The organism is Candidatus Centipeda massiliensis (genome assembly GCF_900290285.1).
In the GTDB taxonomy this organism is placed as follows: domain Bacteria; phylum Bacillota; class Negativicutes; order Selenomonadales; family Selenomonadaceae; genus Centipeda; species Centipeda massiliensis.
Genome location: NZ_LT985754.1, coordinates 683,935 through 701,382, shown reverse-complemented (window position 1 = coordinate 701,382; position 17,448 = coordinate 683,935). Strand labels below are relative to the sequence as shown.

Sequence of the window (17,448 nt, the reverse complement as noted above, 5' to 3'; positions counted from 1 at the left end):
CTATTTGACGACGATGTAAACCGTCACAGTTTCCGTTAACGCATTCTCATACATCGCATGGGATCCAAAATACTTCTTTTGGAATTGGAGCACTTGAAACCCCGCCTCCGCTAGCCGCGCAATGTATCCCGCTCGGCTATACTTTCGAACATGATCATTCTGCCCGAAGCGCCGCCATCGTTCACCAATATCCTTGCAGTCTGGATCCTCGTCGATTTCTGTCTGGTTGAGATCCATCGGTACGACGAGAATACCGCATCCCGTCTTTTTCAGGATGCGGTGCAGTTCACGCATCGCTTTTCGATCATCACGCACATGCTCCAAGACATGGGAACAGATAAAGAAATCGACACTCTCGTCCGCAAGGCAGTTCATGTCCATAATATCGAGGCGATAATCCACCTGCTCCATAGAGAGATCCGCCGTCTTGTAATCAGCTTTGGGGAAATTCTCGCGAATAAAGCAAGATAATGCCGGCGCAGGCGCAATATCAAGGATCACACCGGAAAAATTTTCCGTCAGCTCCCGCCTCATCCAAACAGCATAAGCGCGTTCTCGATCGGCACTGCCACACCACGGACAAGAATAATCCGTTTCATTTACCATTTCGGAACGCCATGCCTTTTCACCATATTTGCTGGCCTCCTCAAAATAATATAACGGCAAAGGCATGTACGCGGAAACATAGTTTCCACAGCAAGCGCATTTGCGATACCGCTGCAGAATACCCTCGGGTATATGCCCCTTGTATCGTCCTTCACGGTGTCCGAATATTTCATAATGCAGTAAAGGATTTATGCCAGCCCAGCGGATATCCGGGTTTTCTATCAGATACAGTTCCGTCGAGAAATACGGAGACGGATTCCAGCCCTTTGTATATCCTTCCGTCAGATAGTGTTCTGCTGCATTTTTCTCCGCATCGATCCGATAGGTCTTGCGATACCACGCTTCGTCAAAGAGAGGAGAACTTGCAACAATGTGGAGGGCGTTTTCCAATGAAATTTCCATAATCTGTCTGCTTCCTATTGTTCATCATCGTCCATATGCAGCGTGACCGTCGTATCAATATCAAAGGCAATTCGGCAATCATTGTGGAGAGCCTCTGACATCCCAGAAAAGACCGTCAGAAGATCCTGAAACTCCACATCCTCCCAGATGTCCGGCACCGCCTCAGCCGGTCTCAAAAAGGTACTTGCTCTATGGCACCATGCCGTAATCGCCGCACGGCGCGTATCTGCGTCACGGAGGAACAGATGACCTGCAATCGCATCCCGGATCGCCAGTGCCCAGCTGATCATACCACGGATGCGGCTCTGTACAGTCAGCTGCTCATTGCCTCCGTGCACCCGAAATTTGCTGAGCGGGCGGGGGAAGTATACCATATTACCCTGACTGAGCAGACGAAGCCACGTTGGAAAGTCCGATGTAAGATATTTGCCTTCCTTCCCCGAAAAGCCTAGGTCATGCCCATCCAGCATAAATTTCTTTTTGATCAGAACCGTGGTTGGCTCTCCGACAAAATTCACCTGCTGTACGAGAAGTTCCGTTCCAATTGTTTCACCGAGAAACCTCGTGACCTTGTGTGTGATCGGACACGTATCCTGCAGATCCGACAGCTTATTTCCATCCGCGTCGATACACTCCCGATACGATGTGACAAGACTGAGATCGGGATGTGCAAAGAAGGCATCCATCATGACCGCAATCTTATCCGGCATAAAGAGATCATCGTCCATCAACCAGTTGACGTAAGCCGCATCCTTATTGTCATAGTTGCAGGCACGTGTCCAATTCTCCGGTGCTCCATACGAGGGATGATGTTCGTAGTGAATGCGCGGGGCGTCTGCAAAATCCCGCCGCATTATGTCCGCCGTCTCCGTGTTATGTGAGTTGTCCGTGATAAAGATGTCCAGATTGCGATAGGTCTGCGCAAGCACGCTTTCAAGGGCAAGACGGAAGTAATGCGGTCGTTCAAAGGTTGGAATGATGATCGAGACGAGCGGGTAGATGTCCTTTGAATACGTATCAAGAAACACATTGCGGCTCGCTTCATCATACTGAAATTCCTTCTTGCCCGCAAGCAACCACGCCTCTTTCTGCTTGGGCACAATTGTACGATAGTCCTTGCGCCGGAATTCGATGCACTGCGCTTCTGCAAAAAAACAATCACTATGGAAGAGGTCACTGCGCCATGGAACATCATACTGCGTGGCGATCAGATCGCTGCTTACCGCCATAACCTCCTCCACATCGCCCTCAATGTCATCTCCACGGAAGCTGGTATCATCCGTATATAAAAGTTTTCCATAGATCGATGGCGACTCTGCAAGCAGCCCCGTCGTCGATAGCTGCTTTGCGCCAACAAGCCCCATAACTCCGATCATGGGATCCTCAAATACGCGCAGCATTTCCTCAAAGAAATTCAGCCGCAGCAGGATACTCCCCGCCGTAAGGTAGACTTTATACTTCGCATCACTTTGCTCCATGGCGCGCTGGTAGGTATCTGCAACATTCCCATCGGAGCGCACCTCGATCAACTCCGCTTCATAGCCATTTGGTATATCGAGTGCATCAATATACGGGCGTATGGCAGAGACGCCACTCGGATCGCACTGCGCGATGACCGCAATTTTCCTGTCATTCATAACCGGATTCCCCTCTATCATGTCGCGTCAAAAAACCATCCCTCATATTACCTGTACCACACGACTCATCGTCCGAATGAGATCAATGCCATCCCAGACGAGCGCAAAGTCCATCGTGCGCCCCAAGGGTACAATGCGATCCACGCCGGCAGGGCGCATGGCAAGCACCTCCCGCAAGAAGCTGTCCCGCTCCACGCCATAATACGAAAGCGTCTGGCACGAAATGCCGCACAGCGGTCGTATCTCTGCAAGTTCCTGCGCCCGATATTCGATAAAGAAACCGCTTCCCGCCTTGTAGGCGGCAAGTTCCTCCGTCAGCTTTGCCACACAGACGCGCGTAATAAGGTTGTCCTCCATCGGAACTTGCCGCGCCGCGGCGTGTACACCAAGCCGATAGAGCTGCGTCAGCTTATCCACCGCCTGAACGCCTTGCAGCGTGTAGCGATCCTTCACAAGCGTATGCAGGGTGCTCCAAAACACCTCCTGCGCCGCCTTGACCTTCTCTGCTGCACCGAGCCAGATAATAAAATGCGGCGCGGTACAGGCGTTTTGATCGCTGAGATAGGTATCGTTGTAGAAGTCCTGCGCAATCCGTTCCTTGTCCTCTGCCGCAAGATAGGCAGGGGCATCGATGACGGCAAGCGAGTGGCGGTCGGCAAACGTGATTTCATTCGCGCGCGGCGGAAGTGCTGCGCGGCGTATGGCTTCAATCGTCGCATCCCCGCCCCATACGACACGGGTCTGGCACATCCACGAATAGTGCTCGTTCACCTCCTGCACGTGTCCGTAGCGGACAAAGAGGAAGTAGGGGAGGAGTGCAGGGAAATCCACCAGCGTCTGTGCGAAAATCCGACAGAGAACATCGACCTGTGGAAAGTCCTTCGACGGCAGACGCACAATGCTCGCGTTTCCCGCAAGAAACGCCGCAAGGCATGAGTAGGCAAAGTTCACGGCTACATTCGAGGGTGCAATGTGAAAAACAATACCGCGCCCGAGCCGATTCACTTCTGCTTCGTAGGTTCTCTGCATTTGCCGCAGCGCGGCGGGGCGGCACCAAAAGCCGAGCGTTACGACGTCGGGGTACGCCTTCGCCTCCGCATCGGCAAGAATCCGTGCCGAGAGAGCGGTGAGAAAGGCAACAGCTTCCGTCGAAAAAATGGGAAGCGGGCGTACATTTTCCATCTGTGCCTCGATTCCCGCACTGTCGAGCGCGTAGGTCACGCTGTCAAAATGCTGCTGCATAGGTATCACTGCACCCCCTCAGCTCCGCTTGTTTCAATCTGCCAAGCACCTTGAAATACTTCCCCTTGCGCCCGCACGGACAGTCGTCCTCACCAACCAGCACGCCCTCATCCTCCGTCAGAAGTGCGTGCCCCGGGTACGACTCCGGCAGAAGTGAGACCACCTCGATGATGCCACGCTCGCCGAAGTCTGCGGGCGAGAAGTCAAGCGGACGGCGCACAATAACGTCAGAGTACGTGCTTGTGTGAAGATGTCCCTCCGCGCATTCAAGATAGATACAGCCCGTCTGCTCGACCATACCGTAGTAGTCCGCAACATCAAGATCGCCGCAAACCGCACGCAGCGCCGCACGAAACGCCGCAGGCGTAACCGCCTCGGAGGCGAGCTTTTTCCAACCGCCGCCATGAATGAGCACAGAGCCGCTGAGATTCAGATGCACGCCCGCCGCCTTCAGCGCCCGATAGAAATACTGCCAGACCATGAACGTGAAGCCAAAGAGCAGAATGCGCTCCCCTGCGTTCTCTGCAAGAAAGTCATGAATCGCATCCAGCTGCAGCTCCATCGCATCATTCAGCGCGTAGAGCTTCTTTCGTCCGAAGATCGAAAAACCGAGAATCCCTGCGCCGCGTGCCGAGAACATCGCGCGATTTTTGAGAACAGAGGGGCAGTCGAGAATGATCATTGGCATGCGGCTGCCCCCAATCCGATCAGAGACAATGCGCACAAGTGTCTTTTGCTGGTTCGCCGCCGTTTTGCGGTCAAGGAAAATCCGCGACACCTGCTGCCCCGTCGTCCCCGACGAGGTCATCGTCTTGAACACGTCCTCCGCTGCCACGCTCCGCAGCTCCATCTCCTTGAAGAGCCGCACGGGCAAAAAGGGAATATCCTCCACCGAACGCACCTCTGCGGGAGAAAAGTGGATTGCCTCCATCATTCGCGCATAAGGCGCGCAGTGCGCTCTGTGCTGCTCCGTCAGACGCAGCAACTCCCCACGCAGAAGTTCCTGTTTTTCCGCGTGCCCCACACCGAACGGCGGCAGGGCGAGTACATCTTCATACGTCATAGTAGCGCTCCAGCTCCCGATAGACCGTCTTGCCCGAAGCATTTTTTGGGATCTCTGCAATACACCGCGCCGTAAATGCAGAATGGTGCAGACCGAGCTTTGCACTCAAAAACGGCACGATCTCAGGGACAAGCTCCTCCTGCGTCACAAAAATGTAGAGGTTGTCATCAATGCCTGCGCATGCGACCTCGATTTCACCGAAATGCTGGCGCAGGATGTGCTCAACCTCCTGCAAATTCGTCCGCTTCCCAAACATCTTCAAAAAGCGGCGCTTGCGCCCAACGATGGTGTAGTACCCATCCGCATCGCGGCGGGCAAGATCGCCCGTCTCATAGCGTCCATGGCGTTCATCGCCCCGAGCGAGATCCGCGCCGCTCTCCGCATAACCGAGCGTAACATTCGCGCCGTAGTAGACCAGCTCCCCGACCGTATCCGTCGCCGTGATCTCCTCGCCCGCCTCATCGACGAGCGCGAACCTGCCGCCCGGAATCGCGACGCCCATCGCCCCGACTTTTTCCAGTGCATCCTGCGGCGGCAGATACCCCATGCGTGCCGTCGCCTCTGCTGCACCGTACATCACGACAAATTTCTTCCCGTGCGCATCCGCATACGCAGCAAACTCGCTGTGCAGTTCGGGATCGAGCTTGCCGCCCGCCTGCGTCAGTGTATGCAGGGCAGGGAGCTCCATGCGGAAAAAGCGCAGCCGTTTCAGCATTGTGTAGGTATAGGGAACACCGGCGAAGCTCGTCACCTCCCGTTCCCGCACGAGCTGCCAAAAACTGCGGTCAAAGAGCGTCTTCTCCGTCACAACAACCGAGGCACCGACCGCAAGGTGCGTATTCAGAATCGAAAGGCCGTAGACATAGTGCAGGGGCAGATTCGTCACGGCGCGCTCCGTCTCGTCCAAATGCAAATATTTCACAATGGACGTCGTATTGGCACACAGATTCTCATAGCTCTGCCGCACGAGCTTCGGACTGCCCGTAGAACCCGATGTCGTCATAAGGAGTGCGAGATCGTCATGCAGGGGAAAGGGGTTTTTCTCCGCCAAATCGAGCAGCACATACTCATCGTGCCGCAGAACCTCAAGGCTCGGTTGAAACTCTTCCGCACGTTCCGCCGGAACCCACGCATAGCAGGGACGATACGCCGCACGGAGCGCGGTGAGCAGCCCCGCATCGAGTGCGGCGTCGATCATCACGGGCACAATTCCGTTCTGCACAAAACCGACATAGCCCGCAATCGCGGCGGGCGAATTGCGGGCTAAAAGAAAGACAGGCGCTCGGGAGGGAATTGCCGATGCGATTTCCGTCGAAATCTCCGCCAGTTCGCGATAGGACAGACACTTCTGTTCACAGATGAGCGCTGTCCTTGCCGGAAACTGAGAAAAATCCCACATAATCATCCCCCCATCTCATAAAAAAGCTCGCCACCCTCTCAGCTTCCGAAGTCGACGTTATACTTTTTCAGAATCTCGATGCCCTTCTCATAGGAATCAAAGTCGATGATATCATCCGTCTCCATCATGATATCAAATGTATCCTCAAGGCCGGACATGAGTGTCATATGCCCTACCGAATCCCACTCGATGATGTCCTGATAGTGCAGATTCTTGACCTCGTCCGCGCTTTTACCGAACATCTCCACAAAAACCTGCGTATACTTCTCCATGTTCTTCATCTGATACCATCCTCCAAAATATCATCTTCCTGTAGCAGCGTATCCTCTTTCACTGCACGCCGCAACGTTTTCCCTACCAGAAGTTCGATCCTGTCAGGCGGAATCCCCGTTCCCGGACGTTTCGCATAAAGATCCTCCGCGCAGAGTACATGCCCCGCTGGAAGATCTTTCACCACGACAACGCTGCGGCGCATCTTTCTGCGCTGCGCAAGCTCCTCGGGAAACACCTCGCGCTCTTCTGAGCCAAGTCCCATTTGAACCATGCGGCATTTGTCGATCAGTTTACGGAACGGTTCCGGCTCCGTCGCCATGCCGTTATCCATGCCAACCTTGCTGCGATCCAGTGTCAGGTGCTTTTCGATGAGTGCCGCTCCCAATGTGACAGCCGCGACAGCGGCGGCATCGTCCTCCGTATGGTCGGAAAACCCGATGGGAAAGTGCGGAAATTCCTTCCGCAGACCAAGGATATTGCGCAGGTTTAGCGCCTCTACCTTCGTCGGATAGATGGAGATGCAATGCAGCAAACAGATTTCCTCTGCCCCCGCATCTTCCAGTGTCTGCACAGCACGTCGGATTTCCTCCATCGTCCCCATGCCGGTCGACAGGACCAGAGGAACCCGCTTCCGACCAATATAGGATAGAAATCTAGGATTATTCAGTTCCATGGAGGCAACCTTCAAGAAGGGTGCCTTGCACTCCTCCAAGAGGAAATCAACTTCCTCCTCCGAATACGGCGTTGAAGAAAATTCAATTCCTTGAGCGCGCGCATAGTCCGCCATTTCCTTTAGTTGGGTTGATGTCAGTGCAAATCGCTCCACGAATCGTTTCGCAATCGGATTCTCGTCATAATAGGTCTTAGAGTACAAACTCGCGACAGACCATGACTGGAACTTGACACAGTCCGCACCGATATCTGCTGCGGCATCAATCATCTTCCGTGCAGTCTCCACATTTCCATTATGACTGCTGTTGACCTCCGCAACGAAGTAGGGCACACCATAGTCACTGACAATGCGCCCATCCCGAAAGCTGCATTCACTCATGTGCATCCCCCTCCCTGTCAAAATACAATTTTTCCCGTGCGAATTTCTCCCGCTCCATAAACGGGGACAAATCCTCAAGCGGACGATGCTCCAAGCGGCGCTGTTCATTCAGCGCGTAGGACTGATGCAGATATTTCTGCTCCGGCGTACATATGACCTCACAGAGCACATTGCCATCCATACGCAAGACCTCATCGATCCGCATGGATAAATCACGCACGTCCACAATCTTCGCATAGGCGAACCCGGTGCTTGCCGCCATCTGAGAGAAATCCGGTGCCGGCACACCATCCGAGGGGTCATTGCCGATCGTCCTCTTGCGGAACAAATCCTTTTGGCGTTTGCGAATAACAGCGTACATATTATTGTTGATGACAAAAATTTTTACCGGAACTCGGTGCTCCGCGATGATATAGAGTTCCTGCATATTCATCATGATAGAGCCATCGCCTACAATGGTTATGATGTTCTTTTTTCCTGCGAAATATGCTCCCAAAACAGCCGGGATCGCGTACCCCATTGCTCCCTGTGCCGCAGGAAAGAGGCATCGCTGCCCCAAACGATAGGGAATCGCCGCGGGAACGATAAGCTCTTCGAGCCCTGCATCCGTGATAACGGTTGCATCTTCCGGAAGGTGTTTCCCCAACTCATAGGAAAATCCATAGAGCTCGATTTCATTCTGTGCTGCGTGTTGTTGGACGAATGCCTCTTCCGGAACCGCAAATACACGCTTCCAGTGGAGGCACTGCCCCTGCCATTCCTCTCGCACGGAAGAAAGTTCCATCGAACAAAGTGCTTGAAAAAAATCCCCTGCATCTGCATGAAGGAAAACCGTACGCCGAACTCCTGCTTTGCGATGTTCCATTGCATCGATATCGACAACATCAATCCGTGCACAGGGCGCAAAGGGAACATCTTTTGCGCCGGTCACCTGTGAACAGAGTTTCGTCCCAACAGCCAGTATGTAGTCCGCATGCTGCAAAACGAAATTCCCCGCCCGACTGCCGCCGATACTGCCGACAGCACCAATGGACAGCGCATGCGCAGAGCCGTATGCATCCGCCGCAGCCGGTGTAAAGACGACTGGAATATGTGCCTTTTGAACGAACTCCGCAGCAAACTGCTGCGCACCTGCCGAACAAACACCGCCCCCCAAGAGGAGAATCGGACGTTCCGCCTCGCTCAGCCCCGCAATGATCTCCGACATTTCCCCCGCAGCAATTCTGGGGCATACATCTTCCAACGCACATCGTTCTAATTTCTCCGAGTCGATCCGTGCGTTTTGCAGATCGAGAGGAATATCAATCCATACGGGTCCCTTGCGCCCCGTCATCGCAAAGTGAAAGGATTTATCGAGTTCGACCGCAATATCCTTTGCATCCTGCAGCATGACCGCATACTTCGTAATCGGCTTTACGACGCTGATGATGTCAGCCTCCTGAGAACCGTATGTACGAATCGGCAGCTTCGTATATGCAGTGGTCTCATGAAGCATGTGCTGACCGGAGATAAAGATCACAGGAACATTGTCCTGCCATGCGCAAAGAGCTGCAGTAACGGCATTTGTCGCGGCACATCCGGTGGAGACAAGGCATGCTCCCAATCCTCCCCTCGCCTGTGCATAAGCCATTGCCGCATAGGAGGCGCCCTGCTCATGATAGGTTGGAACAGGAGTCAGCCCCTCTTCCTTCGCGAGTGCGTCCGTGAGGAACAGGATTCCTCGTCCTGTCACCAGAAAAACAAGCCCCACACCTGCCTCATGCAACCGCCGCATGACATAATCCGCAACACGTTCCACGCCAGCCTCCCATCAACGAATCATTTGCCGCCCAGCGGCCGATACTGCAGCATCACATCCGGAATCGCAATCTGAAGCTCTGCCTGACAGGCAAGCTCCCCGTTCACGTACCCCTTGGAAATCCCTTTTGCAAGTCCTCTCTTGAAGCTGTAAAGCTCTGATTCTACATCGAGGCGATTGCCGGGAACAATCTTCTTGCGGAAACGGCTCTTTACCTCGATGAATCCCGTCTTTTTTCCCTTGTATTCCGGGATCGTCAGAAATGTCATCAAGAACACCTGCGTCAGTGCCTCAATCTGCACAAAGCCCGGTACATTCGGCTCATCTTCAAAATGCGCGGGAAAGAACCACTCATTGTAAGTAAAATTTTTATATCCCCTTGCCGACTGCCCTGGCACTGCTTCCTCGATTTCATCCACGAACAGGAGCGGATACCGGTTTTGCTGATACTGCTGAATGGCATAGGCATCAATATGTGTCAGTTTTTCTGTGATCCCGTCCATTCTCCTCCCTCCTCATCGACGCTCCGGCAATGCGTACAAATCAAGTTCCAACTCGCTGAATATCTGATGCTTGCGCAGACAGAAACGGTATCTCACGTCCTTTGTCTCAAACGTCTTGATGTACTGCGGAATGGTCACCAGATCCTCCGCCTTGTGATAGACGGCAATCGCAAGTACGGGATGGCAGCGTCGTATCGTTTCCTGTGCACCGGAAAGCGCGTGCATCTCCGCGCCCTCAATATCCATCTTAATCAAATCCACATCCTGATGGAGTAGGTTGTCAAGCGCATCCACGCGAACCACATCTTCACTCTCTGGGTCAAGGAGTGAACCATACCATTCCTTGATTTGAAAATGCAGTATATCTGCTTCGGACCACGCCCCGACGGGATGCGTTTCCACAGGGAACGGATAGGATGCAACGTGTTTCTTCAGCAGTTTGTAATTATATGCATCAGGTTCAAGTGCAACGATTCCTTTGCACGAGCCGCCGGACCAGCGGGCAAAGGCTTCTACCGTATCGCCGGTAAATGCTCCGCAGTCCACGAATGTCCCTCCCCGACAAACACTTGTCACTTCATTGAAATACTGATCCGGCTCAAACACCTCAAAATTAAAGCGCACATCCCCGCTCAGTTTCAGATTAATATATGCCTGCATCGTCTCGCGGGACAAATCATCCGAAAGCAGTGCGTATGTTTCCTGAAACTTTTCTTCATTCTTCTTTAGGAAATCATAGTCCATCGGCGCAAACTTTCCATAGGGCGACGTATGGGCAACCCGTCGCCCCCGCGGATCTTCCATGAAAGCACGGACGCGTTCACCGGGCTGACCGATGCCGAGCAGAAAAAGATAGCGCTCCGCTTCCTGCAGCAGTTCCTCATAGCAGCAAACCGGCATCCCGTCGACTGTCATACCGCCTTTGTAATAGGCGCGATCTACAGCATACACATACGGTTCAATCCCATGTTCTTTGAGCAGCCCCGCAGTCAATCTTCCGATCTCACCGGCTCCGTAAATGACGATCGGACGCCCATCTGCCTGAATATCCTCATAAATATGATCCTGCAGATTGCGTTCATAATGTGGTATGTATAGCATACTCTTTCCCCTCTTATAGTTCAATCGCGTGAAAAATCCGGGTCTCGGCAAGACTCGTCGTCATCGCCGCAGTGGAAAGCCCCGACCCGAAGCCCGCCAAGACGGCGCGCTCCCACGGCTCATGTTCCGCCTCCGCTGCATGGCAGAGCGCAAGCACGAGTGATGCACCGCCGATGTTGCCCGTTCCATCAATATCGAACAGGACTTTATGCTTATCGAGCTTCATTGCGCGGGCCAAGCTCTTCAAAATAAAATCGTTCGCCTGATGCAAGGCATAAACATCGACATCCGAATGTGTCCAGCCGCTCTTGTCGAGCACTTCGTTGATGCGTGGAGGAACTTCGTTCATGACGAACCGCATGACTTCCATGCCGTCCATATACTCATCTTCGAGTGTACGGACATTCTCCTCGGCGTCCGTCTGCGGGATATCTGTTACACCGCGTTCTCGCGGCATCCGCTCCCCGCTCGCCGGCGTATAGAGGTATTTGAGCCCGTCGCCGTCGTGATGAAATGCATACTGTGACGGCACGCTGCCGCCGCCCGTCACGAGCGCCGCCGCCCCGCCGTCACCGATGACCATACGCATCGCGCGATCCTTCGGATTGAGATGGTGCGACGACGTATCGCCGCAGCATACGAGCACATTCTTGCAATCGCCCGCCCGTATAAAGAGGTCGGCAAGGTAGAATCCATAGATCATGCCCGTACAGGCATGAGGCATGTCCACCGTAATGCAGCGCTTCGGGATTCCAAGCGCACTTTGGATGACGCTGCTGTTGCCCGGATAGGAATAGTCCGGATGCGGGGTAGCAAAAATAATGCCGTCCACATCCGCAGGTTCTGCCTCCGTCTTATCAAAAATCTCCTGTGCAGCGCGCAGGCAGTAGTCCGATGCGGTGCGTTCCATCGGCGCATAACGCACCGCATGAACGCCCGTCAGCTTCATCGTCCGACGCATCGTCTCCGCATCAAAGCCGAGATCCATAATATCCACTTGTTCTTTGGGTATTGCCGCCGACAGTGCGGCAATTCTCGCTATTGGCATAACCTAAGCCTTCCTAATCAGTTCCACGCACCACGTATATAACCGCCGTCAACGATAAAATCCTGCCCCGTAATCCATTCCGCTCGGTCACTCAAAAGAAACAGTACCATGCCTGCCACATCTTTCGGCTCGCCTATCCCAAAAAGATGTCTGCCGATGACCTTCTCGGGCACGCCCAGTTCTTTTTCATACTGTCTTGTCATTTCTGTCCGCACATATCCTGGACTGATCGAATTGATTCGCTTCCGATTCCGTGCAAGATCATGTGCGAGTGACTTTACCCCCGCCATAACCGCAGCCTTTGCTGCGGAATAGGCAAAGAGCCCCTTTTCCCCTACGAATCCTGCCACAGAAGAAAACAGGATAAACGATGCGCGTTCCCGCGAGATCTTTTTTTTCGTCATAACCTGAAGTGCACGAATGGCTCCCCAAAAGCTCGTTTCCATAACGTGATGAGCAAGCACGTCATCAAATCCCCGCAGCGGTGTCGACCCGGATATGCCCGCCGTATACACACCGCCATGGAGCTTTCCATGCTGCTCAACAAATTCCTCAAGCACAGCTAACCAATCATCTGCAGATGCCGTCAGGACGTCAAGAATTGCCGTATGGATCAGCGGCGAAGCATTTGCCAACTCCTCCAATCGCGTTTCATTTCGCGCAACAGCAAGAACATGCGCGCCGCTCTCTGCAAGTTCGAGTGCAATCTGCCGACCAAGTCCGGACGAAGCGCCGACCACGACGAAGTTCTTTCCTTTGAAATCAAACTGCACATCACTCATATCGCATTCGTCTCCAAAACCTGCGCCTGCGAAAAATCCATAAGAAGAGATGCGATCGACATGCCAACGCCGAATCCAGAGAGCAGGAATCTGCCGCCCTCATGCGTTCCCAATCGCGCCATCTCCGCAAGACATACGGGAATCGACGCCGAGCTTGTATTGCCAATCCGCCCGCTCATAAACGGCACACACTCCTCCGCCATGCCGATTTTTGCGGCAAGCGTCCGAACGATCATGGCGTTCGCCTGATGGAGGATCGCACGGTCAATCCCAGCAATATCCAACGTGGCGAAGTTGAGCAGCGCGCGGATGTTGTTCGGAACCTCGTCAATCGTGAAGTTCATGACCCCCATCCCGTCCATGACAACATAATTATCCCTGTGAAGGGATAGCCCCGTCTCATCCGCGATGCGGGGTGCACGATAGCCGCCGCGCGCAACGAGAAGATAGTCTGCCATCTCCCCAAAGCTCTCAATATGATAACAGAGGTCGCTACCCTGCACCGGAGCAACGACAGCCGCAGCCCCTGCGTCGCCCGCAAGCGATAGCATAGAGGAGTCCTCCGGATGGACGTTGCGGCTCGATGTATCCCCACAGCAGATGAGTACCTTGCGCCCGCCGAGCGCAGGCAGTAGGGTTCCGGCGAGAAACACGCCGTAGCAAAAGCCTGAGCAGCCGAGATTGACGTCGAATGCGAGAATCTCATGCGGAAGACCAAGCCTGTGCTGCAGATAGTAACTTGTCGAGGGCGTCAGATAGTCTGCCGTCTGCGAGATAAAGATGAGCGCACCGATTTCACTTTGGCCAATTTCGGCGAACAGCCTTTGTGCACTGTCAAAGCACAGATCCGAGGTGCAGATCTCCGGCGGTGCAATGCTCAGCGCCTCAATGCCCGTTCCGTGCGCGAGGCGCTTCGCTTTCTTTTCCGACATCAGATCTTTCAAAACTTCTTCTACCGGCACGCAGTTCTTTGCCACGGTCGCCGTCAACGCCTCAATGCCTACGTCTTTAAGAAGCCCGATCATTATTTTGCTCCACAAAGCAACCCGTAGAGATCACGCATGGTCTGCGCCTCCTTTACGTCTGCCGGTGCGACCTTTCCGCCCGCCTTTGTCGCGGCAAACGCCATAAACGCCACATGACTCAACGAGTCCCATTCCTCGATATCGGAAAGGGCAGTATCCATGGAAAGTTCCTCTTCTGTATCCATAAGATCCGTCATTTCTTCTAAAAACATCTGTTCTGTCACGGTTAAAACCTCCCACCACAATCAAATTGGCAGCGCAGGATTGCCAAAGACCTTCGCGCCTGCCCTTACATGCTTGAACACGACGCTCGCGACACCGACCGTCGCATCGTCATCGATGCGACTATGCGGAAGTGCTCGGGAGCCGCTCCCCCAAAATGTTCGCTTTCCTGCCCGCACGTAGCCTGTTATATCAACTGCCGACATCACGCTGCTGTAATCGCCGATCTGTGCATCATGCCCCATGCCGGAACGCCCGTTGAAGGTAACGAAATCTCCGACCTTCGCATGGTCGAGGATGTGCACGAGCGGACAGAGGATATTACCCCGTCCCATCTGCACTGTCGGATGGACGATAGCAGTATTATGGATTACATTGATAAATTCGCCGCCACGTACCAAAACCCTTTGCACAAGTTTTTCCTTCACTTTCGGACTGCCGATTGCACAGATAAAGCAGTCGTTTGTTTGTATCACATACGAATCTACATCTCCGAGCACCGGCAAGGGAAGCTTTTCATATTCCTCCGCCGCCAGTTCCACATCTCCGTCGAGAAACCCCTTGATGTCCCAGCCCGTACCATACCCGACAGAATCATGTGCGTTCCAAAAAAGTTCCCGTGCAAAACCGCCGACACCTATGATAATTAAATGCTTCATGCGCTTTCCTCGGTAAGTTTCGCCTTTTCCACATCAAAGTCACTCGATGTCCATAGTGGATAGCGTGAGTAAGATGACGACTTTCCCTCACTCGTCTTGGTGTGCCCATCGCCCTCACAATCAAGGAACGCGATGCCCTTCATCCCCTTCAGCGTCTCCGTATTGGGAAACCGCCCATCCTGCAGCATACGCTCAACCAGCTCGCCGCAGACTATTTCGCCCTCTCCGATAACACATACGTCCACCCCCCCCGCGACAGAGGCAATCCTCCGGATCGATCGTCGGATGCGGACCACCTGCCACAATCGGCACATGCGGAAAGAGTTTTTTGAGCTCAGTGATGACGTCGACAAAGAAATCCTTATAGTACGTCAGCGTGCGCAGCATGAGAAGATCCGGTTGAAACTCCTGGACATGTTCGCGCAGTTCCCCCATCGTATCTACATCGACGCCTGTCTTGACGATCTCGCCGTAGATGCGATCCCCATATTTTTGATTCAAATAGGAGAGGATCGCCATACAGCCAAGGGGCGGCTCGACGGCTTGAATCTCATTCATGCGGTCAGCAGAAAAGAAGTAGCTCGCATCGACGAACAGAATACGGCACGCTCCTTTTGCCGCCTTTTCGGTGCGCTTTGGATAATGAATATGAGGAACCTCCGCCTTCGGCATCTTCGATACGTCGATGGATTCCCGCTTCAACCTCGCTAGGCGGAGGATATCGTCAAGTGTCTCGACATGCGTTGGGAAGATCGTACGATACTTGTAGATCAGCTCCTCCTCGTTCATGACAGCAAGCTGCTCTTTGAGCACGTAGCGCAGACGCTCCGGATTTAGGATGTACTTATGTACAAACGTCAGACGCAGACGACGGGAGAAATCATGATCCAGCTTGATGGTCGGCGGGATAATATGGTACGGCAGCGTCAACGATTCCTCGATCTCCTGCTTCGTCACGCCATTTTCGAGTGCGACCTGCTCGAGTCTGGAGTTCGGGAAGATACGCACATTATGCAGCTGGGCAAAATGCAGCCACTTCACCTGCATGACGAAGTCCACTGTCGCCTTCGCCTCTTCCTCCGTTTCCGTAGGAAAGCCGTGCATCGCATTCAACCCAATAATAATTTGCGGATATGTACGGACGATGTAGTCGAGATTCTCACGCAGTCGCTCGATGCGAAGATACTTGCCCATGAGCTTTTGGAGACGCGGCGACGCGCTTTCGAGCGACAAATTCATGCTCTTCGTGCCGCCCTCCACCATGAGGTCAATGGCTTCCTCATCGAGCAGATCGCCGCGCAGCCCACTCTGGAAATAAAAGCTCATATCCATCTTGGAATCAATGACCTTGCGGAAGAACGCCTTGAACTCCTTGACGTTGACGTTGAATGCATCGTCGATGAACTCGCTCTTGCGAACGCCCATATCGTGCAGATATTTCACCTCATCGAACACACTCTCCACGGAGCGACGTCGGTGCATGGGTGTCAAATGCTGCACATCACAGTAGAAGCAGCGATAGGGACAGCCGCGTGTCGCCTGCATTGTCATCTCATAACGAATGCCACTCTGCCCTACAAACTGATGATATTTGCGATAGTCCACCAGACTGCGATCCCATCGCGGTAGTATATCCAGATCGCGAATCTGCTCCTGACGACCTGTTAGGATCATCTGCTCATTCATGTTCATTCACGTATTCCTCTATCTCTCTCAAAATACGTCCTCATTATCCTCTAAAATTCCACATCTGGCAATCGCCGTGCAGTTTACCATTTATGGCGTCTCGTGGAGCAGCCCTCGATGATATGCGATTTCAGATAAAGAGCATATATTCTCATTCATAGATTGCTGTATCAGATGAATCAGACTCGACGCAGTATGTAGATCCTGAAGCGATTGTATTGGAAACGCCACAACGCCGCGTTCCAATTTCAAACTGATCCGCTGACACATTGCTGAAGCTCGATCGAATTGAATGCCCAGCGGTATGCCCCGATAGCTTTCGAGTCTGCAGGAAGAGTGTGCTCCGTATAGAATCCGTCGAAATGATTTCGTCAGATCCTTCCCATAGAGAAATGATAGTCCATACACTTGCATCGTCCCTGTTATGTCGTCATTTCTATCTTTTTCCTCCCCATAGGAGAGAGAGATGCCAAGTGATTTTCCGCTGCCAAGATGTTCTTTCACCCATTCGACATCAGAAGATTTTCCCCGAATATGTATATCCGTAATGCCCGCCAGCATAAAATACGACAGCTGCAGGTAAACCGCTGGTTTATCATAGACAAGGGCAGATGCCTCTATCCCTTTCGGATACTCCATGGTCAGCATGCCGTTCCAACGTACGTCAAAGCTCGCGATATTGCCCTCTAAGATGCTCTCGATATCCGTATCAAGAATCACGGACAGCTTCCCCAAAAGTGAAACATCCGGTACTGCAAGCCCTCGTTCCCACTTGGAAACAGCCTTGTCACTGATATGGAGACAGTCTGCCAATGTGCGCTGTGTCATGCGATAGCGCTTCCGCAGAAATGCAATGCTGCGTCCTACCTTTAATGCGTCCATTGAGCACCTCGCTCTATCTGTTCATTTGATCCGTGATTCTTTCACAGGCTCCATTTCACGCCTTCTTCG

At 53.2% G+C, this 17,448-nt stretch carries 18 protein-coding genes; all 18 read right to left on the bottom strand.

From position 1 onward, the window contains the following. The 18 genes from C8273_RS03355 to C8273_RS03270 all read right to left on the bottom strand — a co-directional run bounded on the left by C8273_RS03355 (position 1) and on the right by C8273_RS03270 (position 17,379). Complete coding sequence (locus tag C8273_RS03355) at positions 1 to 1,008, bottom strand: methyltransferase domain-containing protein (protein WP_106626397.1); 1,008 nt, start codon at positions 1,006 to 1,008, stop codon at positions 1 to 3. A 14-nt stretch (positions 1,009 to 1,022) separates the two neighbouring features. Next, positions 1,023 to 2,645, bottom strand: a complete 1,623-nt coding sequence (locus C8273_RS03350; RefSeq protein ID WP_106626396.1) for a glycosyltransferase — start codon at positions 2,643 to 2,645, stop codon at positions 1,023 to 1,025. 42 nt (positions 2,646 to 2,687) lie between these two features. After that, entirely contained in the window at positions 2,688 to 3,887 is a 1,200-nt protein-coding gene (locus C8273_RS03345) for an acyl-CoA reductase (RefSeq protein WP_106626395.1), read from the bottom strand. Then, complete coding sequence (locus C8273_RS03340; protein WP_106626394.1) at positions 3,871 to 4,950, bottom strand: LuxE/PaaK family acyltransferase; 1,080 nt, start codon at positions 4,948 to 4,950, stop codon at positions 3,871 to 3,873. The genes C8273_RS03345 and C8273_RS03340 overlap by 17 nt, the downstream gene beginning before the upstream one ends. Then, a complete protein-coding gene (locus tag C8273_RS03335; protein WP_106626393.1) occupies positions 4,940 to 6,355 on the bottom strand; it encodes an AMP-binding protein in 1,416 nt (471 codons plus the stop codon). Before C8273_RS03335 ends, C8273_RS03340 begins: the two co-directional genes overlap by 11 nt. 32 nt (positions 6,356 to 6,387) lie before the next feature. Further along, positions 6,388 to 6,630: an acyl carrier protein gene (locus tag C8273_RS03330; protein ID WP_106626392.1), complete on the bottom strand. Its 243-nt coding sequence runs from the start codon at positions 6,628 to 6,630 to the stop codon at positions 6,388 to 6,390. Further along, on the bottom strand, positions 6,627 to 7,673 hold the full coding sequence (locus C8273_RS03325) for an N-acetylneuraminate synthase family protein (RefSeq protein WP_234343822.1): 1,047 nt from the start codon (positions 7,671 to 7,673) through the stop codon (positions 6,627 to 6,629). Before C8273_RS03325 ends, C8273_RS03330 begins: the two co-directional genes overlap by 4 nt. Further along, positions 7,666 to 9,471, bottom strand: coding sequence for a thiamine pyrophosphate-binding protein (locus tag C8273_RS03320; protein ID WP_106626390.1), 1,806 nt, complete (start codon positions 9,469 to 9,471; stop codon positions 7,666 to 7,668). Before C8273_RS03320 ends, C8273_RS03325 begins: the two co-directional genes overlap by 8 nt. A 20-nt stretch (positions 9,472 to 9,491) precedes the next feature. Next, complete coding sequence (locus C8273_RS03315) at positions 9,492 to 9,974, bottom strand: 3-hydroxyacyl-ACP dehydratase FabZ family protein (RefSeq protein ID WP_106626389.1); 483 nt, start codon at positions 9,972 to 9,974, stop codon at positions 9,492 to 9,494. A 12-nt stretch (positions 9,975 to 9,986) separates the two neighbouring features. Next, complete coding sequence (locus tag C8273_RS03310) at positions 9,987 to 11,075, bottom strand: FkbM family methyltransferase (protein ID WP_106626388.1); 1,089 nt, start codon at positions 11,073 to 11,075, stop codon at positions 9,987 to 9,989. Between the two features lie 13 nt (positions 11,076 to 11,088). Further along, positions 11,089 to 12,123 (bottom strand): 3-oxoacyl-ACP synthase III family protein, encoded by a 1,035-nt coding sequence (locus C8273_RS03305; protein WP_106626387.1) that lies wholly within the window; start codon positions 12,121 to 12,123, stop codon positions 11,089 to 11,091. A 17-nt stretch (positions 12,124 to 12,140) separates the two neighbouring features. Beyond that, positions 12,141 to 12,905 carry an SDR family NAD(P)-dependent oxidoreductase gene (locus C8273_RS03300; protein WP_106626386.1) on the bottom strand — a complete coding sequence of 255 codons (765 nt, stop codon included), beginning with the start codon at positions 12,903 to 12,905 and terminating at the stop codon, positions 12,141 to 12,143. Further along, entirely contained in the window at positions 12,902 to 13,930 is a 1,029-nt protein-coding gene (locus C8273_RS03295) for a 3-oxoacyl-ACP synthase III family protein (RefSeq protein ID WP_106626385.1), read from the bottom strand. The genes C8273_RS03300 and C8273_RS03295 overlap by 4 nt, the downstream gene beginning before the upstream one ends. Further along, positions 13,930 to 14,154, bottom strand: coding sequence for a hypothetical protein (locus tag C8273_RS03290; RefSeq protein ID WP_039981080.1), 225 nt, complete (start codon positions 14,152 to 14,154; stop codon positions 13,930 to 13,932). The genes C8273_RS03295 and C8273_RS03290 overlap by 1 nt, the downstream gene beginning before the upstream one ends. Before the next feature lie 21 nt (positions 14,155 to 14,175). Beyond that, entirely contained in the window at positions 14,176 to 14,811 is a 636-nt protein-coding gene (locus C8273_RS03285; RefSeq protein WP_106626384.1) for a PglD-related sugar-binding protein, read from the bottom strand. Then, a complete protein-coding gene (locus C8273_RS03280; RefSeq protein WP_106626383.1) occupies positions 14,808 to 14,999 on the bottom strand; it encodes a hypothetical protein in 192 nt (63 codons plus the stop codon). The genes C8273_RS03285 and C8273_RS03280 overlap by 4 nt, the downstream gene beginning before the upstream one ends. 4 nt (positions 15,000 to 15,003) lie before the next feature. Further along, positions 15,004 to 16,503, bottom strand: a complete 1,500-nt coding sequence (locus tag C8273_RS03275; RefSeq protein WP_106626382.1) for a B12-binding domain-containing radical SAM protein — start codon at positions 16,501 to 16,503, stop codon at positions 15,004 to 15,006. A gap of 84 nt (positions 16,504 to 16,587) precedes the next feature. Continuing rightward, a complete protein-coding gene (locus C8273_RS03270; protein WP_106626381.1) occupies positions 16,588 to 17,379 on the bottom strand; it encodes a helix-turn-helix transcriptional regulator in 792 nt (263 codons plus the stop codon). Positions 17,380 to 17,448: the final 69 nt, after the last annotated feature.